The organism is Streptomyces sp. WG5 (assembly GCF_049974565.1).
Taxonomy (GTDB): domain Bacteria; phylum Actinomycetota; class Actinomycetes; order Streptomycetales; family Streptomycetaceae; genus Streptomyces.
Window position 1 is genome coordinate 189,012 of record NZ_JBNGGC010000014.1, and the last position, 20,044, is coordinate 209,055.

At 73.7% G+C, this 20,044-nt stretch carries 12 protein-coding genes; 5 read left to right on the forward strand and 7 right to left on the reverse strand.

Going from position 1 to position 20,044, the window contains the following annotated elements:
• Nucleotides 1-18 precede the first annotated feature (18 nt).
• From ACP4IX_RS17480 to ACP4IX_RS17490, 3 genes are read right to left on the reverse strand one after another with little or no spacing between them, the layout of a single operon-like run.
• Nucleotides 19-513 carry a hypothetical protein gene (locus ACP4IX_RS17480; protein WP_426522755.1) on the reverse strand — a complete coding sequence of 165 codons (495 nt, stop codon included), beginning with the start codon at nucleotides 511-513 and terminating at the stop codon, nucleotides 19-21.
• Nucleotides 510-1,148 carry an RNA polymerase sigma factor gene (locus ACP4IX_RS17485; protein WP_426522756.1) on the reverse strand — a complete coding sequence of 213 codons (639 nt, stop codon included), beginning with the start codon at nucleotides 1,146-1,148 and terminating at the stop codon, nucleotides 510-512. The genes ACP4IX_RS17480 and ACP4IX_RS17485 overlap by 4 nt, the downstream gene beginning before the upstream one ends.
• A gap of 8 nt (nucleotides 1,149-1,156) precedes the next feature.
• Nucleotides 1,157-2,590: a S8/S53 family peptidase gene (locus tag ACP4IX_RS17490; RefSeq protein ID WP_426556037.1), complete on the reverse strand. Its 1,434-nt coding sequence runs from the start codon at nucleotides 2,588-2,590 to the stop codon at nucleotides 1,157-1,159.
• A 195-nt stretch (nucleotides 2,591-2,785) separates the two neighbouring features.
• Here ACP4IX_RS17490 and ACP4IX_RS17495 point away from each other — a divergent pair, with 195 nt between their 5' ends.
• The gene (locus tag ACP4IX_RS17495) at nucleotides 2,786-5,761 is read left to right on the forward strand and encodes a CHAT domain-containing protein (protein WP_426556048.1); all 2,976 of its coding nucleotides are present in this window, start codon (nucleotides 2,786-2,788) and stop codon (nucleotides 5,759-5,761) included.
• Between the two features lie 12 nt (nucleotides 5,762-5,773).
• On the opposite strand, the gene ACP4IX_RS17500 is transcribed toward ACP4IX_RS17495, so the two are convergent.
• Entirely contained in the window at nucleotides 5,774-7,594 is a 1,821-nt protein-coding gene (locus tag ACP4IX_RS17500; RefSeq protein WP_426556038.1) for a LuxR C-terminal-related transcriptional regulator, read from the reverse strand.
• Between the two features lie 72 nt (nucleotides 7,595-7,666).
• Between ACP4IX_RS17500 and ACP4IX_RS17505 the strand changes: the two genes are divergently transcribed.
• The 3 genes from ACP4IX_RS17505 (at nucleotide 7,667) to ACP4IX_RS17515 (ending at nucleotide 12,365) form a co-directional block, all read left to right on the forward strand.
• On the forward strand, nucleotides 7,667-8,746 hold the full coding sequence (locus tag ACP4IX_RS17505) for a hypothetical protein (RefSeq protein WP_426556039.1): 1,080 nt from the start codon (nucleotides 7,667-7,669) through the stop codon (nucleotides 8,744-8,746).
• 699 nt (nucleotides 8,747-9,445) lie between these two features.
• Entirely contained in the window at nucleotides 9,446-11,341 is a 1,896-nt protein-coding gene (locus ACP4IX_RS17510; RefSeq protein WP_426556040.1) for an ATP-binding cassette domain-containing protein, read from the forward strand.
• Nucleotides 11,342-11,777: 436 nt separating this feature from the next.
• Entirely contained in the window at nucleotides 11,778-12,365 is a 588-nt protein-coding gene (locus ACP4IX_RS17515; RefSeq protein WP_426556041.1) for a histidine phosphatase family protein, read from the forward strand.
• Between the two features lie 34 nt (nucleotides 12,366-12,399).
• Here ACP4IX_RS17515 and hemC read toward each other — a convergent pair whose 3' ends face one another.
• Nucleotides 12,400-13,341 (reverse strand): hydroxymethylbilane synthase, encoded by a 942-nt coding sequence (hemC, locus tag ACP4IX_RS17520; protein WP_426522762.1) that lies wholly within the window; start codon nucleotides 13,339-13,341, stop codon nucleotides 12,400-12,402.
• Between the two features lie 236 nt (nucleotides 13,342-13,577).
• Here hemC and ACP4IX_RS17525 point away from each other — a divergent pair, with 236 nt between their 5' ends.
• Nucleotides 13,578-14,828: an alpha-hydroxy acid oxidase gene (locus ACP4IX_RS17525; RefSeq protein ID WP_426522763.1), complete on the forward strand. Its 1,251-nt coding sequence runs from the start codon at nucleotides 13,578-13,580 to the stop codon at nucleotides 14,826-14,828.
• 9 nt (nucleotides 14,829-14,837) lie between these two features.
• On the opposite strand, the gene ACP4IX_RS17530 is transcribed toward ACP4IX_RS17525, so the two are convergent.
• Nucleotides 14,838-14,969 (reverse strand): hypothetical protein, encoded by a 132-nt coding sequence (locus tag ACP4IX_RS17530; RefSeq protein ID WP_426522764.1) that lies wholly within the window; start codon nucleotides 14,967-14,969, stop codon nucleotides 14,838-14,840.
• A 245-nt stretch (nucleotides 14,970-15,214) separates the two neighbouring features.
• On the reverse strand, nucleotides 15,215-20,044 hold a 4,830-nt coding region (locus ACP4IX_RS17535), incomplete at its 5' end, for an amino acid adenylation domain-containing protein (RefSeq protein WP_426556042.1).

Here is a 20,044-nt window from a genome sequence, read left to right on the forward strand (position 1 = left end):
TCCGGGCAGACGGCGGGCTCAGGCCCGCAGCCACTCCGTCACCACCACGTCCCGGCCGGTCCGCAGCCGCAGCGCGAACGGGCCGGTGGGCGGGGCCTCGCCGGTGAACCGGCCCAGATCGTCCGCCGTCAGCCGCGCGTGGGCCAGTGGACCGCTCAGCACCTCGATCCGGGCCGGTCCCGGCGGCAGCACCTGACCGATCAGTCCGTCCGCGGTCACCTCGACGTCGACGGTCACGTCGTCCGCGCGGAAGGTCAGCATCCGCGGTGGGTCCGTCTCTCCTCTGACCGGGATGGCGTCGACCAGCGAGTCGAAGGTGAGCTCCGCGACGCGGGCGTCCAGGTCGTGCAGGGCGAAGGCGTCGACGGCGATCCGCCGCAGCTCGGCCGGGACCGGGTCCAGGATCGCCGCGGCCTGCCGCAGCTCCTCCTCCAGAAGGCCGGCGCCGAGTTCGTCGTCCGTGAGCCTCCCCTCGGACCGTTCGTCCCCGAAGCCGTCGTGCTTGTCGCTCATATCGTCCCCCGTGCCTCTAGCCGGGCCCGCAGCCTGCGCAGGCAGCGCTGGCGCATCGGCCCGATGCTGCCCACCGCGATATCCAGCGCGGCGGACACCTCCTGGTAACTGGGCGGCGGCGAGGAGATCAGCACCCGCAGCAGCCGGCGGCACCGCTCGCCCAGTTCTTCGAACTCCTGCCACAGCCGCCGGACGCGCTCGGTCTGCGCCGCGGCCTCCTCGGAGTCGAGCACCGACTCCTCGGGCGTACGGTCCTCGCTCGGCCGGTCGAGCAGCTGCGGATCGTCGGTCGGCATCCACCGCCTCGACGCCCTGAGCAGCTTCAGGCACTCGTGCCGTGCCGTGGTGGCCAGCCAGGAGCCGGTCTTCTCCGGTTCGCGGATCCGCCCCAGGTGCTGAGCGAACCGGAACCAAGCCGTCTGGTACACCTCGTGCGCGTCGGCGTCGGACAGCCCGTGGGCCCGCGCGACGGACCACACCAGCGGGCCCAGCCCGTCCACCAGTGACTTCCAGGCCGCCGCGTCCCCGTCGGCCGCCAACTGGACGAGCACCCCGACCTCTGCACGATCCACGGTCCCACCCCTCGTGTACGACACGCCATCGTACGCCGTGGAGTGGGTGGTTCCGCCCGCCATCGGGCCCCTCACGCCCCGCCGGCCGGCGGGTCGACGGACACCGGGCGCCAGGTGGGCGGCAGCAGCGCCGGTACGTGCGCCCCGCGCACCTCCGCGTACTCGGTGTTGGCCGCCAGCAGTTGCTTCCGGGCCTCGCGCGGGTCCCTCTCCTTGTGCGCCGTCATGTAGGAGGCGACCAGGCCCGCGACCACGGGGGTGGCGAAGGAGGTGCCGCTCCACTGCGCGTACCCCTCGAACATCACCTGGTCCGGCTTGGCGGGGGCCTCGCCCGGCTCGCTGAGCACCCCGTTGTGCCGGGGGTACTGACAGGTGCAGGCGTAACCGAACCCGTACCGGCAGTCGTCGTAGGTGGAGTGCTGGTAGATGTACGGCACGGGCGTCTGGAAGCCGGTGAAGGCGCTCGTGAGGCGCTCGCCGGGAGCGTAGGCCTTGACCCAGCCGCCGTGGTTGCTGAAGCAGGCACCGAACTCGCCGTCGCCGCGCAGCGCGCCGACCGACAGCACGGAGTTCTCCCAGCCGGGCAGGTCCGCGTAGGCGGCGGGCCAGAAGGGCGTGGCGCTGGCGTTGTTGCCGGCGGCGGCGACCAGCAGGGTGCGCTGTTCGCGCAGTTCCTCCATGAAGGCCTGGACGCCGAGCAGGCCGTCGGTGCGGCCGTTGGAGGTTCCGGCGGAGAGGCTGAGGACCTCGGGCCAGCCGTCCCGGTCGACGGCCTCGAAGAGCTTCTCGCCCAGCTCGGACTCCAGGATGGCGCCGGCGTCGTTGAGGGTGCCCAGGACGGTCACGTCGGTGTTGGGGGCGACGGCGGCGACGAGCCCGGCGATGAAGGTGCCGTGCCCGACGTACTGCTGGAGGACGCCGTCGTCGTCGCGCTCCCGGACCTGGGCGTCGCCGTCGGCGTGGGCCAGCAGGGGGCAGGACCGGTAGTCGTGCATGAGGCCGGTGTCGATGACGAGGACGCCGACGGCGGTGCCCGCGTCGTACTCCGTCTGCGCGGCGGCCGGGTTCGGCGGCTCGCCGATCGGTACCGGGACGGGTTCGTCGCCGGGGCAGGCGTTGACGGCGATGGAGACGACGTGGTTGCGGCTGATCAGCCGGCGGCGGGCACGTCCCTCCACCGTTCTGAGGGAGCGCAGGGCGTTCGCGACGGTCAGGTCGCCGCTCCGGTCGCCCTCGCCGGGGTCGCCCACCTGGATCCGGGTGATGCCCGTGCGGTTGGTCTCGGGGCTCGCCCGGCGTACGTGGTCCGGGGTCAGCCCGGCCATCGCGGTGAAGTGGTCGCGCACGGTGTCCTCGACGAGGCGGGCCTCCTCGCCGTCGCGGGCGAGGACGACGCCCTTCTCGTAGAAGAACTCGGCGGAGTCGTCCGGCCCCATCGCCAGCGGGATGTCCGGCATCGAGCGCTGGATCTGGTCGAACTGCTCACGGAATCTCTGTGGTGCCATGGCGTTTCCTCCACGGGGACGTGCGGTGGTGGCGGCGGTCGCGGCGACATTCTCGGCGAGGCTCTCGGCGACGGTCGTCAATCAGAGTCCGGGGGTGGCTGATTGATACAGACTCGAACCTGTGTGGCGTGGTTCCGGAGCACTACCATCCGTGGGGTGACAGCGGGAAACGACTCGGTTCTCCAACTGCTGCCGATGGTGTTCGCCGCCCCCAACGAAGCTCTGGCGCGGGCGGAGGAGCTGCTCGGGGCCGACCCCTCACCGCTGCACGCCTCGGTCGCCCATCAGGTGATCGGCATCTGGCAGCGGGACTTCGGCGACACCCGGCGGGCGCTGGCCCATCTGCGGACCGCCCGCGAACTCGCGGCCCGCGCGGACTCGGCCGACCGGGAGGCGGACGTACTGGCCACCCTCGGGGTGGCTCTGGTGCACTGCGGCCGCACCCGGGAGGGCCTCGCGGCGTTCGAGCGGGGAGTGGCGCGCGGCACCGGGCACACCCGGGCACGGGTGCTGTACCGGCGGGCGTACGTCTGGTGGGTGCTGGGCCGGCACGGCGAGGCGCTGGAGGACGTACGCCGGGCGATCCAGGTGCTGCGGCAGGCGGACGACGTGATCTGGACGGCGCGGGCGCTGACCCTGCGGGCCACCGTCCATCTGGCGCTGGGTGCGGTGGAGCGGGCGGACGCCGACTTCGCCGCGGCGGAGGCGTTGTGGGACACCACCGGCCAGGAGCACGACAAGGCCGACGCGGTGGAGAGCAGGGGGCTCGCGGCGTTCCGGTCCGGTGACGTGCCGGCGGCGCTGCGGCTGCTGGACGAGGCGGAGGAGCGGTACGCCAAGCTGGGCACGCCGACGTTCATGCTCACCATCCGGCGCTGCGAGGTGCTGATGGCGGCGGGGCTGGCCCCGGAGGCGCTGACGGAGGCGGACGCGGCGATCGCCGCGCTGGACGGGATCGGCGGGCAGTCCACCCGAAAGGCGGAGCTGCTGCTGGTCGCGGCGCGGGCGGCACGGTTGGCGGGCGATCCGCAGACGGCGCTCGCGCGCGCGGCGCTCGCGGTACGGCTGTTCGCCGGGCAGCGGCGCAGCTGGTACGAGACGCACGCCCGGCTGGTGCTGATCGAGGCGCGGGTCGCGACGGGGCGCGGGTCGGGCCGGCTGGTGGCCGACGCCGCGGCGGTGGCGGAGCGGCTGGCCGCCTTCGGTGCGCCGGCCGCTCCGGAGGCGTCGCTGCTCGCGGGCCGGATCGCGCTGGAGCTCGGCTGGACGGCGGACGCGGAACGGCATCTGGCGGTCGCCGCACGCAGCCGGCACAGCGGGCCGCCGCTCGCACGGATGACGGGGTGGGCGGCGCAGGCCCTGCGGGCGCGGGCGGCGGGGTCGGCACGGGGCGTGCTGGAGGCGTGCCGGCGGGGCCTGGACGTCCTCGACGACCACCGGATGACGCTGGGCGCCTCCGAGTTGCGGGCGCGAGCCACCGCGCAGGGCGCGGAGCTGGCGGCGCTGGCGCAGCGGGCGAGTCTGGTCTCGGGCGGGCCGCGGCGGCTGCTGGTGTGGAGCGAGCGCTGGCGGGCGACGGTGCTGTCCGCGCCGCCGACCCGGCCGCCGGCCGATCCCGCGCTGTTGAGCGGCATGACGGCCTTCCGTGAGATCGCCGCCCGCGCGGAGGAGGCCCGGACGGACGGCGGCCGGCCCGCCCCCGCACTGGAGCGCGAACAACGGCGGCTGGAGCGGGAGATCCGTTCCCGCACCCTGCACATGCGGGGCGAGGCGCCCGGCGACGGTGACCGGTTCGACGTCGGGCGGCTGCTGGCGCGGCTGGGAGACGACGTGCTGCTGGTCGAGCTGGCCGTGCTCGACGGACGCGTGCACGTACTGCTGTGCGGGCGGGGCCGGGTACGGCGGTTCGAAGCGGGGCTGCTGGCCGATGCGGAGCGGGAGGCCGAGCACGTGCAGGCTGGGCTGCGCCGGCTGGCCCATCCGGGGGCGGAGGCACGGCTGCCGCTGGTGGAGGCGGCGGGGGCGCGCCTCCAGGAGCTCCTGCTCGGACCCGCCGCGGCGCACCTGGGCTCCGGCCCGGTCGTCGTGGTCCCGCCCGGACGGCTGCACCGGGTGCCGTGGGCGTTGCTGCCCGCCCTGCGCGAACGGGTCCTGAGCGTGTCGCCGTCGGCGAGCAGCTGGCTCCGTGCGAAGGAGACCGTGCCCCCGTCCGGCGGCCGCCAGATCCTGGTACGCGGTCCGGGGCTGGCGAGCGGCGGCGCCGAGGTGCCGGAACTCGCCGACCGGTATGGGGCGGCGCCGCGGACGCCGGGTGGCGAGGAGCCGTGGGCGCCGCCGCCCGGGGGCGGGAACGGGGGGCCGGCCGGGGCGGAGGACGGAGTGCCGCGAGCGCCCGGGCCGGCCGGCCGGCGAGGCGTCCCGGCCGTGCCGGGGGGCCGCGGGACACCGCCGTCGGCGGTCACCGGCCGCTCCGAGGAGCAGACCGGGGCGGGGTACGGCGGGACGCACGGGCCGCGGGCCACCGCGGTCGACTCGTCAGACGACCCGGACGGCGCGGCACGAACCCCCTGGCCCGCTGACCGGGGCACGGGCCCCGTCCGTCCGGGCACGCGCGGGGCGTTCGATCCCCCGGACGGGCCCTCGGAGGGCCCGTCCGGCGGTCCCACGGCCGGACTGCCGGCCGGTGGTCGGCGTGTGCGGCCCACCGTGCTGGAGGGGGACGCGGCGCGGGTGCCGCGGGTGTTGCGGGAGCTGGACGGAGCGGCACTCGCGCACATCGCCGCGCACGGGACCTTTCGCGCGGACAGCCCCTTGTTCTCCTCGCTGCGGATGGCGGACGGGCCGCTCATCGTGCACGACTTCGAACGGCTGGACCGCAGCCCGTACCGGATCATCCTGTCCTGCTGCGACACCGCCCGGTTCGCGTCGGTCGGCGCGGACGAGCTGCTCGGGCTGGTCACCGCGCTGCTGCCGCTGGGCACCGCCGGGGTGGTGGCGTGCAGCGCGCCGGTCAACGACGCCGCCGTGGTGCCGCTGATGCTCGCGCTGCACAAGGGCCTGGACGCGGGGCTGTCCCTGGCGGAGGCGCTGCGCGACGCGCGGGCCGCGCTGCCGGGCGACGCGGTGCACCAGGCGACGGGGTGGGCGTTCTCCGCGTTCGGGGCGGCCTGAGAGGCCCCGCCTTCAGGCCGGCTGCGGCTCGGGCAGCTCCATCAGCCAGGGCAGTGCGCCGCGGTCGCCGGCGCCGAGGCGGGTGTAGGCGCCGTAGAGGTGGTTGCCGACGGTGCGGACGGAGAGGGTGAGTCTCTCCGCGATCTGCCGGTTGCTCAGGCCGGCGGCGGCGAGCGTGACGATCTGCCGTTGCCGGGCGGTGAGTTCGCCGAACACCAGCCCCGACAGGGCCGGGGTGCGGGCACCCTGGCAGCGCCGGGCGAGGGCGACGGCCCGGGTGCGGGCGGTGCGGGCGGCGCCCGGGTCGCGGTGGGCTCGTACGGCCTGGGCGTGCGCCTCGGCGGCGAACAGCAGGAACCCCCGCCGCTCCAGCTCCTCGGCCACCCGGTCCAGCGCCGGCCCGTCGCCCCGCTCGAGGGCGTCGGCGTGCCCGGCGAAGACGCCGGTCAGCCGGCCGGCCGCCCGCTCGGGGGCACCGAGGCGCACGGCGTCGTACGGGTCCCCGGAGCGCGCGGCCGCCCGGGCCGCCCCGTCGATGTCGCCGCGCGCGGCGGCGGCCCAGGCCTCGGCCGCTCCGTGGCTTTCCGCCGTCGTGTCACCGGACTGGGCGGCGGCCAGGGCGAGTTCCTCGCGGCAGGACGTGTCGTCGGGGCTGGTGCGCAGGCCCTCGCGGGCCCAGGCCGCGGCCTCGGACAGCCGGCCGCGCAGGCGCGCGAACCGGGCGCGCAGAGCCGCGTACCGGGCCGGCAGCGGCATTCCCTCGGCCGCCAGCCACTCCCCCACGGGCGTCTCCAGTGCCCGTACGTCGGCCTGCTCGATGCGCAGGGCCATCGCGTCGTTCTCCCCCGCCAGGGCGGGCCCGCACCGGTCCGGGGCGCGGCCCAGGCGCCGGGCCCGCAGTCGGCCCGCGGCGGCGCGCAGCACCGGGCCGTGCAGGGGGTGGGCGAGACGGGCGGCGCCGTGGTCGTCGACGGCGACCAGGCCCTCGGCCTCCAGGCGTTCCAGGACCCCTGCGTCGAGGGCGTCCAGGTCGAGGGGGAGCGGCTCGGCGAAGGCGAGGCGTTCGAGCGTCTCGCGTTCCTCGGCGCGGGGACGGTCGAGCAGGTGGGCGGCGCGCTCCCGCACAGCCGTGGTGAGGGGCACCGGCCCCCGCCACGCCCACTGGTCCGTGCCCGGGACCGGTGCGAGCAGCCGCTCCTCGCCCACGGCGGTCACCAGCTCGCGCAGCAGCCGCAGGTCCCCCCGGGACAGGCGGTGCAGCCGGTCGACGGTGAGCGGGTCCAGGGCGGTGGCCGCGCCGGCCGCGAGCAGGTCGGCGGTCTCCTCGCGGGGCAGCGGCTCCAGGGTGAGGCGCGGCAGCAACTCCCCGGACCACAGCCGGGACACCGCGCCCGGCGCGGGAACGCCCTCCGTGGCGACGACCAGGAGCCGGGTGCGGCCGTGCACGGCGAGCTGGTGCACGAGGGCGGCTGAGGCGTCGTCGAGCAGGTGCGCGTCGTCGACCAGCAGCAGGCGTACGCCGGACAGGAGGTGGAGCGCGCGGTGCAGGGTGACGCTCTCGGGCAGCAGGTGGGCGAAGGCCGCGAAGGGAATCGCCCGGGTCTCGGGTGTCCCGGCCGCCCGGGCGCAGTCGGTGCCGCGGACGGCCTCCGTCACGAGTCTGGTCTTGCCGCAGCCCGCGGGGCCCGTCACCACGATGCCGTTCCGTCCGGCCGTCACCGACCGGCGCACCAGCTCCAGTTCGTCCGCACGCCCGGTGAACGGCCAGGGCGTCCGAAGTGTCTTCGCGTCCTGTGGAGAAGTCGTCACGACAACATGAGCCGGCATACTCATGCCTGATACAGGGCGACTTGAGTAGCCCCCGACTCAGGCGCCCGGAGCGGGCCGGACGGCAGTCTGGGGGTCATGACCGCACGTTACTGCTCGCTCGCGCAGCAGCCCGACCCCGCGTTCGCGCCGGGGCTGGCCGCCGAGCGCGTCGCCGCGCTCGTCGGCGGGCAGCGGATGTGGGTCAACGGCACCGTTCTGCACTACTGCTTCCTCGGCGGCGACACCGACTCCTCCGTCGTTCCCATGCCGGGCACCGGCCGGCCGCGGCGGGTCTCGTGGGTGGGCACCGAGGAGCAGCGGGACGTGGTGCGCGGCTGCTTCCGGGAGTGGCAGGACCTCGGAATCGGACTCGTCCTCACCGAGGTCGGTGACCGCTCGGAGGCCGAGCTGCGCATCGGGTTCCAGCCCGGTGACGGGTCCTGGTCGGCGGTGGGCAAGGACGCGCTCCGGTTCGGCCTGAACGACCGTACGATGAACTTCGGCTGGGATCTGACCGCACCCGGGGAGCGCGCGACGGCCCTGCACCAGATCGGGCACGCGCTCGGCATGCTGCACGAGCACCAGAACCCGTACGCCGGCATCCTCTGGGACGACGAGGCCGTCTACGCCGAACTGGCGGGACCGCCGAACCACTGGAGCCGGGAGCGGACCTTCCACAACATCCTGCGCAAGCTCGGCACCGACGAGGTCAACGGCCCGGTCTGGGACCCGCAGTCGATCATGGAGTACCCCTTCCCGTCGGGGCTGATACTGGAGCCCGAGCACTACCGCTCCGGTCTGCACCCGCCCGGCACCCTTTCCGCCGCCGACAAGGAGTTCGCCCTGCGCTGGTACCCGCCCACCGGCCGGCCGGGGCCTCTGGTGCCGTTCCGTTCGGTGCCGCTCGGGCTCGGACCGGGCGAGCAGGCCGACTTCCGGGTGGATCCGCCGGAGACCCGGGAGTACACCGTGGGTACCTTCGGTGACAGCGACGCGGTCGTCGTCATCTTCGAGGAACGGGACGGCGTGCCCCGCTACCTCACCGGTCTGGACGACGGGGGAACGTCCCGCAACGCCACGCTCAGGGCCCGGTTCGTCAAGGGCCGCCGCTATGTCGTCCGGGTGCGTCTGTACTCCTCGTGGGGTGCGGGCGAGACGGCGGTCATGTGCTGGTGACCGCTCGCTGAACGCACCGGGCCACGATCGGCCACAGACCGGCGCCGGGGGATGACGGCCGGGGACGCCGCCTTTGGGGGAGGGTGACGTCCCCGGCCACGCGGCGCCCGCCGCACGGGGGTCGGCGGGCGCACGTGCGAAGGCGGCTCCCTTGGTGGAGCCGCCTTCGCGTGGGCGCGCCGTGTCCGGTGGCTCCGAGGAGTTGCCGGTTCGCCGATTCCCGTCCGGTGTGGCCGGACAGCCTTCCACGTTCCGGGGCGTGGTTCCCGAGCCGGTGGAACGGATCACCGCACGGCGCGCGACGTGGCCGCGCCGTTCCCTCGCGCGTTCCTCGCCGTCCGGCGAACAGGAGCAAGGGCTCTGCGCTGCCACCGGTGCGTCGGGACTCCGTGCAGGGCATCACGAAGCACCACGTGGAGGCCCTCACCCGGGCCGTGGCGAGGCGGGAGCAGCGCTCCGCAGCCTGCCGTGACCCGATCCGCAGGCGCTGAAACCCCGTGTGCCACTGGCGTTTCACGTAGCGGCGATTCGGCCATGTCCGGGCGCTCGGCACCGGCTTCAGCAAGGAGCTCCGCCGCCCGGTCCCTTGTGCGGCAAGGGGCCCAGCACGTCCGGAATCGAGCGCGTTCGATTCCGGCTCCGCGTCGTTATGCCGTGCACCGCCGAGCCGTCCGGGCGCGGTACTGATCCTCAGGAGGGATGCAGGTGACAGTGACTGACGCCTCGACCGCGAACGAGGAGACGCCGCCCCCGCCGCCACCGGCCACCCTCACCTTCGGGGGGATGCACGGCAAGAACCCGCTGGCGGATGCCAGTTTCGCGGCGATGTGCCGCCGCCTTCCCTCGGTGCTCGGGCACACCGCGCGGATGGCGTGGGCCGTCGACAAGGCAGGCGTCCTGCTGCTCCTCGCGTGCCAGGTGCTCACCGGCGTCGCGTCTGCCGTCGTCCTCGCGTTCACCGCTCGGGCCATGACGCACATCCTCGGCAGCGGCCCGGTCTCCGATCGCCTGGACGGCGCGCTGCCCGCCCTGATCGTGGTGACGACCGGTGCCGCCGTCGGCCGGGTCAGCAGCGCCCTGTCCTCCTACGCCGACGGCCGCATCACACCTCTGCTGATGACCGAAGCGGACGTCGCCCTGGTCGCCGCCGTGTGCCGGGTGGAGTCCTCCGCCTACGGCGAGGACGGTTTCGCCGACCGGCAGGAAGCCGCCGAAGTCGGCGTGACCCGCACCCGGTTGATGGTCGAGGACGCCCAGCGGTTCATGTCCGCCCTGATCCGCATGATCGCCGCGAGCGGAGTCATCACGGCGCTGCATCCGCTGATGCTGCCGCTGCTCCTGCTGGCCGTCCTCCCGGCCGGCGCCGGCGCCGTGCTGTCCGCACGCGTGATCTACGAGACCCACTACCTCAACGTCGGCGACCGCAACGTACGGTCGATGATGCGCTGGTGGGCCACCTACTCGCGACACGGTGACGAGGTCCGGGCCAACGGCATGACCGGCTACCTCCTGTACTGGTACCGCGCCCTGTCCGACCGCATCGACCGGCGCACCCTCACCGCGGCCCCGCGCATGCTCCGCATCGTCCTGGCCACCAGCGCGCTGGGCGGGGTCTTCCTGCTGGGCACGTGGGCCACCCTCGCCTGGCTGGCCGCCGACGGCCGTGTCGCCCTGCCCGTCGCCGCCACCGCCGTCGTCGCCGTACAGACCACGCTCGCCGCGCTGTCCCAGTTCGTCATGCACGGCGCCGCCATGTTCCACACCTCGCTCTACCTGGCCGACATGCGGGCCTTCCTCGACCTGGCCGCCGAACGCGCCCCCAAGCGCGGAACGCTGACCATCGCCGAGCAGGTGGATGAGATCCGGCTCGACGAAGTCGTCTACCAGTACCCCGGCAAGGACGAACCGGCCGTCGCCGGGGTCTCACTCGTGCTCCGCCGGGGCGAGATCCTGGCGATCGTCGGCGAGAACGGCTCGGGCAAGTCCACCCTCGCCAAGCTCATCACCGGCATCCTCCTCGCCGACAAGGGACGCGTCACCTGGGACGGCGTCGACCTCGCCGACGCCGACCCGGACGCCGTGTGGAAGCGGACCGCATTCGTCCCGCAGAACTTCGCCTGCTGGCCCCTGCGCGCCCGCGAGAACATCACCCTCGGACAGCCCAGGACCCACGACGACGGGCCCGTCTGGGAGGTCGTCGACGCCGTAGGCATGCGCGAGGTGATCGAGAAACTCCCCCAGCGACTCGACACCCTGCTCGCCAAAGAGCTGTGGGGCGGCGCCGAACTCTCCGGAGGCCAGTGGCAGCGGCTGGTGTGCGGGCGCGCGCTGTACCGGCGGACGCCCCTGTTGATCCTGGACGAGCCGACCTCCCAGATGGACGCCCGCGGCGAACACGCGATCTTCCTGGAGATCAAGAGGATCGCCGCCGAACGCATGACGATCGTCGTCACCCACCAACTGGAGAACACCCGCCTCGCCGATCGCGTCCTCGTGATGGACGGGGGCCGGATCGTCGAGCACGGGACGTACGAGGACCTGGTCAACGCGGGGGGTCTGTTCGCCGAACTCGTCGCCCTGGCAAAGGACCGGTGACCGCACCGATCGCGTGCTCCGCCCCCTTCGTCGTGGCGCGCGCACCGCGCTCGCCGGTGAGCCCGGTCGTCGTTACCGCCGCCGTCAGTACTCCTTGCACGCGGGAGCGGCGCCCGACGTGCTTGCCCGCAGGCCGGAACGAGCAGCCACCGGGGCCCCCACGTCGCCGGTGGAGACGGCGGCGAGAGCGACCGGCGGTGTGAGGGCGAGCAGCTCGCCGGCTGTCAACCGTGGGCCGCGCGGCCTCACTTCGCGGATGCGATCTCGCGCAGGCCCGCGGCAGCCTGCTCCGTCCGTGCGACCGTGCGGATGGACGGATTCATCACCTGCCGGTGCCGGCACCATGCGCGCCGCAGCAGCCCGTCCAGACGAAATGTTGATATCATCCGGATGTTCCGAACATCTCCCTACCCACCTCCCGACGGAAGGGCATGAGATGGCGACTCGGCGTCTGTTCATGGTCAGGCACGGCGCGGCGGACGCCTTCGGGAGGCTCACCGAAGTCGGAAGGCGCCAGACGGAGTTGCTCGCGGAGCGCCTGGCCCGCCTGCCGATCGACACGGTGTGGCACTCGCCGCTGCCCCGGGCGGTGCGCTCGGCCCAGCTCATCGGCGAGCGTCTGGCCGGGGTCCCCGTGCGGGAGGCGGCCGAGCTGACCGACTACATCCCGCACGTGCCGAAGAAGCCGCCGGCGGCGTGGGCGGGGGTCTTCGACGGCTACGACCCCGCCGAAGCGGCCGAGGGAGAGCGCCTCGCGGACGCGCTGACCGACCGGTTCGCCCGCCCCGCCGACACCGAGACGCACGAGGTCCTGGTCACCCACGCCTACCAGGTGGCCTGGCTCCTGCGGCACGCCCTTGGCGCGCCACGTGAGCGGTGGCTGGGGATGAGCTGCGGGAACACGGCGGTGACGGCGATCGAGTATTACACCGGCGCGGCCCCCTCACTGGTGGTCTACAACGACATGAGCCATCTCCCCGCGGACCTGCGCTGGACGGGCTTCGGGCCCGGCGCCCGCCCCTGAGCGGACGAGCCGGGGCGCTCTCAGCTCGCCACGCTCACCCACCGCCTCCGGTGCCGTCGATCAGGTCGCGGGCCCCTTGACGGAGCAGCGCCACCCCGACCGACATGCCCAGGGTCTCGGCGTCGAGGGGGCCGGCCCACTCGTGGGCGTGGAGGATCCTTTTGCCGTCGGCGCTGAAGACCCGGGCCCGTAGGGAGAGTCCGCCGTCACGGGACGCCCTGGCGAACCCGGCGATCGGGCTGTTGCAGTGGCCTTGGAGCACGTGCAGCAGCATGCGCTCGGCGGTCATCTCCCGGTGCGTGTCCTCGTCGTCGAGTGCCCCGACCGCCGCGATCAGCTCGGTGTCGCCCTCGCGGCACTGCAGAGCCAGCGCTCCCGCCCCCAGGGCCGGCACCATCGCCTCGGGGTCGATGACTTCGCTGATGGTGTCCCGGCGGCCGATCCGCTCCAGGCCGGCCACCGCGAGCAGCAGGGCGTCTGCTTCGCCCGCGGCCATCCGGGCCAGGCGCCGATTGGCGTTGCCCCGCATCGGTACACACTCCACGTGCGGGTGGGAGGCGGCCAGCTGGGCCGCGCGGCGCACGGACGAGGTGCCGATCCGGGTGCCGGGCGGCAGCCGGTCGAGCGTGAGTCCGTCGGGGTGCACCAGGGCGTCGCGGATGTCGTCCCTGGCCAGGAAGGCGGCGAAGACGGTGCCCTCGGTCAACGGCCGGTCGGCGGGAATGTCCTTCACGCAGTGCACCGCGAGGTCGGCCGCGCCGTCCAGCAGTGCGGCGTCGACCTCCTTGACGAAGGCGCCCTTGCCCTCGACCAGTGACAGGTCGCCCAGCCATCGGTCGCCGGTGGTGCGCACCGCGACCACGTCCGTCGCCAACCCCGGGTGCGCGGCGGCGAGTTCGGCTCGGACGCGCTCCACCTGGGCCAAGGCCATGGGCGAGTCACGGGAGACGATCCGGATCACCTCGGGAAGACTCATGACGTAACGATAGGCACGAGGCCCACGGGACTCGTGCGCAGTTGAACGAAGCGCCGCCACGCACCACAGGCTCAGGCGGAGGGGCAGTACGGCTTCGACGGGCTTGCGCAGCCGAACAGTTGTCGTCGTGCGCCACACCCCGGTCGTACAGTGCCCGTGACCTGGCAGGACGGCCCCCGGGTCTGCCGGGCACCGCCCGCGGCCGGCCGCGAGGGCCCTGAGAACGAGGAGGGGCCTTGGACAGCTTCCCGTCACCACCGGTGGGCGACCGCATCCGGCGCCGGTTCCCGCGCCCGGCCGAACTCGCGCCTCTGCTGCGACCGCGGCGGCCCCGGCCCGGCGGGGCCCAGCGACGGCTCGCCGGCGCCGCCGATGTGGCGGACCTGCGGGCCGCCGCCCGCCGGCGTGCCCCCAGAGCCGTCTTCGACTACACGGACGGTGCCGCGGGCGAGGAACTCTCGCTGGCCCGCAACCGGTCCGCCTTCCGCCGGATCGAGTTCCGGCCCACCGTGCTGCGGGACGTCTCGGCGGTCGACACCTCGGCGGCTCTGCTCGGCGAGGTGTCCGCTCTCCCCATCGCGCTCGCCCCGACCGGCTTCACGCGGATGATGCACCACGAGGGCGAGGTGGCCGTGGCCCGGGCGGCCGCCGCCCACGGGGTGCCGTACACGCTGTCCACGATGGGCACCACGGCCGCCGGGACGCTGGCCGCCGCGGTGCCCGGCGTGCGCCGCTGGTTCCAGCTGTACCTGTGGCGGGACCGGGCCCGCAGCCTTGATCTGGTGTGCGGCGCCGCGGAGGCCGGGTACGAGGCACTGATGTTGACCGTGGACACGCCGGTCGCGGGACCGCGGCTGCGGGACGTGCGCAACGGCATGACGATCCCGCCGGCGCTGACCGCGCGCACCCTGCTGGACGGGGCTCTGCGGCCGTGGTGGTGGCTGAACCTGCTGACCACCCCGCCACTGGAGTTCGCGTCGCTCACCCGGTGGCAGGGCACCGTCGCGGACCTCGGCAATCTGATGTTCGATCCCGCGGCGACCGCCGACGACGTGGCGTGGCTGCGGGAGGTCTGGCCGGGCAAGCTCATCGTCAAGGGCGTCCAGACGGCCGAGGACGCACGGGTGATCACCGGCCTCGGAGTGGACGCCCTGGTCGTCAGCAATCACGGCGGGCGCCAACTGGACCGCGCACCGGTGCCGCTGGAGGAACTGCCCGCGGTGGTCAGGGCGGTGGACGGCGCCGCGGAGGTCTATCTCGACGGCGGGGTGCGGTCCGGTGCGGACGCCGTGGCGGCGGTCTGCATGGGCGCCACGGCGGTCCTCGTCGGCCGCGCCTATCTCTACGGGCTGATGGCGGGCGGTGAGGCCGGCGTGCGCCGGGTGCTGGACATCCTCTCGGCCGAGGTCCGGCAGACCATGCAGTTGCTGGGCGCCACCTCGGTCAAGGACCTCACCGCGGACCGCGTCCGGTTGCGCGTCGGCTAGAGCGGGCGCTCAGCGCCGCCGGTCACCGATGTCGCGCGTGTCGAAGTCACGTGCGGTCCCGACGAGAACGCGGAGCCCGGCGTTCTCGTCGCTGGTGCGCCGGATCGGCTCCCAACGGGCGGTTGTTCCCGCGGCGTTCACGCGAGGCACCTCATGGAGGGTGAGCGTGAACGCCGCGCGGGACACGCCGCCCGGCCGGCGTGTCCGCGGGGGTCACGGCCTCGGAGGGCCGCGGCGCGGGGCAGCGTCGCGGACGTGGAGCGCGTTCACGCCGTCATCGTGATCCCTGGACCGCGAGCCCCTCATCGACCGCGTCGTCCTCTTCGGCGGCGGCGCCGACGGCTACCGCCACCACGCCGTCGGCGCCGCCTTCGGGAAGCTGGTCGTCAGCGTCCCCCGCACCTCTCCGTCCTCGTCCAGGAGCCGTCCGTTCCGCGCCGCAGGCGGTCCTGGATCATTCCGCCGATACGGTGGAGCGTCTCCGGTTTGAGCATGCCGGCGTGGGAGCAGTCCATCCGCCGGTACTCCAGCGGCCCGTCGACGTACTCGTGCCAGACGTCCGGCTCCAGCACGCTGTCGGTCTCCTGCGTGGCGGCGAACAGCATCATCTCGGTCGCGACCCGCTGGTGCCGGTAGCGTCCGGTGATGTCGATGTTGTTCTCCATCACCCGCATGATGGTGAGGAACTCGCTCTCCTCGATGCTGCCCAGCACGGTGTTCGTCGTCCGCGCCACCGCTGCGAACTCGTCGAACGTCATCTCCTCCGTGGGGACTTCGACGGTGCTCACTCCCAGCAGTTCGAGGATGCCGCGGTAGTACTCCTCGTGCGCGTGCTCGGGGATGTCCTCCTGCGCGGCGGGCTTCGCGTCGAGGCAGACCATCAGCTCGACCCGTTGCCCCCGTTCGGCCAGCCGGGCCGCGACGGCGTGGGCGACGATGCCTCCGAAGGAGTGGCCCATGAGCCGGTACGGCCCTTCCGGCTGCACCCGGAGCATCGCCTCGATGCAGTCGTCGGCCACCTCCTCCACCGACCCGGGCAGGTTCCCGGGGTCGGACAGCCCGCGCGCCTGGAGTCCGTAGAGGGGGATGTCGGCGTCGATGTGCGGCAGCAGGCTCGCGTAGTTCCAGCACATGCCGCCGCCCGAGTGCAGACAGAACAGCGGGGCCTGGCCGCCCTTGGTGCGCAGCGGCAGGAGTACCTCGAACGCGGTGGAATGCCCGCTGCCGCCCTCGGCCGCGCCGAGCCCTGCGTCGGTGTCCTCGTCGAGGCGCCGGGCGAGTTCGGCGACGGTCGGGGCCTCGAAGAGGACACGCAGGGGCAGTTCGACGCCGAGTACCGTCTGGATCCGGCTGATCAGCCCGGTCGCCAGCAGGGAGTGCCCGCCGAGGTCGAAGAAGCCGTCGTCCACGCTCACCCCGGGCAGGCCCAGCACTTCGGCGTAGAGGGTGCACAGCACCTCTTCCCGCGGAGTGCGCGGCGGGCGTCCGGCCCGGCCGCCGTAGTCGGGGGCGGGCAGCGCCTTGCGGTCCACCTTGCCGTTGGGGCTGAGCGGCAGTTCGGACAGGGCCGTCACCGCCGAGGGGACCATGTAGCCGGGGAGCCGCTCGCGCAGGGCCTCGCGCAGGGCGGCCGCGGAGAAGCCCCCCGGGTCCTCCGGCACCACGTACGCCACCAGCCGCGGGTCCGTCCCGCCGTGCCGGTGGACGGCCACGAAGGCCTGGACGAGGCCGGGCAGGCGCAGCAACTCGGCCTGGATCTCGCCGGGTTCCACCCTGAAGCCGCGGATCTTCACCTGGTCGTCGGCACGACCGAGGTATTCCAGCTGGCCGTCGGCGTTCCACCGCACGACGTCGCCGGTGCGGTACATCCGCTCCCCCGGGCCGCCCAGCGGGTTGGCCACGAACCGTTCGGCGGTGAGCCCCGGCCGGCCCAGGTAGCCGCGGGCCAGGCCCGCCCCGGCCACGTACAACTCGCCGACGACCCCCTGCGGCACCGGGTGCAGACCGCCGTCCAGGACGTAGCCGGGCAGTCCGAACAGCGGCCGCCCCATGGGAACGACCCCGCTCTCGCGGCCGGTCAGAGGTGTGCTCATGGCCGCGCCGACGGTGGACTCGGTGGGCCCGTAGGCGTTGATCATGCGGCGCCCGGGTGCCCAGCGTTCCGTGAGGTCGGGCGAACATGCCTCGCCGGCCACCAGGAGAACCGCCAGGTCGGGGAAGGGCACGCCCGGCCCCCGCGCGTCGAGGGTCGCCAGCACCGAGGGCGGCAGTGTCACATGGGTCACCCGCCGCCCGCTGAGCGTTTCCGCCAGCGCGTCGCCGGCCAGCGCGTCGGCGGAGGCCGCCACGAGGGCGGCGCCCGAGGCGAAGGCCATCACCAGCTCCCAGACCGACACGTCGAAGCTGGGCGAGGCGAACTGCAGCACCCGGCTGCCCGGGGCGAGCGCGAACGCGTCCAGTTGCGCACGCGCGAGGTTGGCGAACCCGGCGTGGGTGACCTCGACGCCCTTGGGGTGGCCGGTGGACCCGGAGGTGTAGATGACGTACGCGGTGTGCGCGGGATGGACCGGCACGCCCGGGTCGGTGTCGGGCAGCGCCTCCTCGTTCACCCCGGCCGTCCAGGCGTCGTCGAGGACGACGGCCGGGTCCGCGTCGGCGAGCATGTACGCGATCCGCTCGGCCGGATAGTCCGGGTCGACCGGGACGTACGCGGCGCCGGTCTTCACCACACCGAGGATGGTGGCGACGAGCTCCGGCCCGCGCCGCATCCGCAGCGCCACCCGTTGGCCGGGGCCGACCCCGAGCCCCAGCAGGTGGTGCGCGACGCGGTTCGAGCGACGGTCCAGTTCGGCGTACGACAGCTCGCTGTACGACGTCTCGTCGCGGCCCGAGATCATCGCCACGGCGTCCGGTGACCGTTCGACCGCCGCCCGGAAGAGTTCCGGCAGGGTCACCGGGGGGAGGTCGGCACGGTCGGCTCCGGACCATTCGAGCAGCGTCCCGCGCTCGTGCGGTGCGAGGACCTCCAGCGACCTGACCGGCCGGCGGGGGTCGCCGATCGCCGAGTCGAGCAGTCGCGTCCAGCGCGCGGTGAAGACGTCGATGGTCGTCGCGTCGTACAGGTCGGTGGCGTATTCGACGAGGCCGGTGAGGCCGGCCGGCTCGCCCGCTTCGTCGAAGGTCTCGGTGACGCTGACGAAGACATCGAACTTGGCCGACCCCGCGCCCGCCTTCTCCGCCCCCACCTGGAGCCCCGGCAGGTCGAAGCGCGCGCCGTCGTCGTTCTGGAGGACCAGCACGACCTGGAACAGCGGGTGGTGGGCGGTGGAGCGCTGCGGGTTGACCTTCTCCACCAGGTACTCGAACGGCAGGTCCTGGTGCGTGTACGCGGCCAGGCAGGTCTCTCGCACCCGGGCCAGCAGCTCGGCGAAGGTCGGGTCCCCGGAGGTGTCCGTGCGCAGCACCAGGGTGCTGACGAAGAACCCGACCAGGTCGTCCAGGTTCTCGTCGCCGCGGCCGGCTATGGGCGAGCCCACCGGAATGTCGTCCCCGGCGCCGAGCCTCGACAGCAGTGCCGCCAGGCCCGCCTGGAGGACCATGAACAGCGTCGAGTCCGCGGAGCGGGCCAGCGCCCGCAGTCCGGCATGGGTCTCGGCGCCTATCCGGAACTGCGTGACGTCGCCGCGGTAGGAGGGAAGCGCGGGGCGGGGCCGGTCGGGCGGCAGCGTGGCCTGCTCCGGCAACCCGGCCAGTTGGTCCGCCCAGTACGCGGCCTGCCGTACGAAGAGGCTGTCCGGATCGGAGTCGTCCCCGAGCAGGTCGTGCTGCCAGAGGGTGAAGTCCGCGTACTGCAACGGGAGCGGGGACCACTCGGGTCGCGCCCCGTCCCGGCGCGCGGTGTACGCGGCGACCAGGTCACGCGTCAGCGGCCCCATCGACCAGCCGTCGGCCGCGATGTGGTGGATGACCACGACCAGCACGGACGTGTCGGGCCCGGTGACCAGCAGCCCGGCCCGGAACGGTATCTCCCTGTCCAGTTCGAATCCGTGCCGCACGATCCGCGCCACCCGCTCGGGCACCTGCTCCTCGCCGATCTCCTCCACCTCGACGGCGATCCGCGCCTGCTCCGGACCGAGCACCCGCTGGTGGGGCCGTCCGTCGAAGTCGGGGAAGACGGTCCGCAGTGGCTCGTGCCGCGCGATGACATCGTTGAGCGCGGCCTCCAGAGCGCCGACGTCCAGCTTCCCGGTGAGCCGGAGGACGAGCGGCATGTTGTACGTCGCCGACGCGCCCTCGAACTTGTACAGGAACCACAGCCTGCGCTGCGCGAACGACAACGGCAGCACCTCCGGCCGCTCCCGCCGCTCCAGCACCGGACGCGAAGCCGCATCAGACAACCGACCCGCGAGCCCCGCCACCGTCGGCGCGTCGAACAACGCCCGCAACGGCAACTCCACGCCCAGCACCGCTCGCACCCGACTCACCAACCGGGTCGCCACCAACGAATGACCACCCAGATGGAAGAAGTCGTCGTCGACACCCACCGCCGGAACACCCAGCACCCCGGCGAACAACTCGCACAGGACCTCTTCGGTCTGGGTGCGCGGCGCACGGGACGTACCCGCCCCGCCGTACTCCGGCGCCGGCAGCGCGCTCCGGTCGATCTTCCCGCTCACCGTCAGCGGGAACTCGTCCAGCGCGACGATGGCCGACGGCACCATGTACCTGGGCAGGTCACGGCTCAGCGACTCGCGCAGAGCACCGAGGGAGCGGCCGAGACGGTCCTCGGGGACGATGTAGGCGACGAGGCGGGTGTCGTCGTGGTGCGGGCGGGCGACGACCACGGCCCGGGAGACACCCGGCTCGGCCTCCAACGCGGCCTGGACCTCGCCCGGCTCGATACGGAAGCCGCGGATCTTCACCTGGTCATCGGCACGTCCCAGGTACTGCAACTGCCCATCCGCGTTCCAGCGCACCAGGTCACCCGTGCGATACATCCGCGCACCGCTGGCGCCGAAGGGGCTGGCCACGAAACGGCCGGCGGTCAGACCCGGCCGCCCCACATATCCACGCGCCAACCCGGGCCCCGACACGTACAACTCACCCGGCACACCCACCGGAACAAGTGCCAGGTGCTCGTCCAGCACGAACAGACCCGCACCCGGCACCGCACGCCCGATCGGAACGCCCCCACCCGCGGCCAACGGATCACTGAT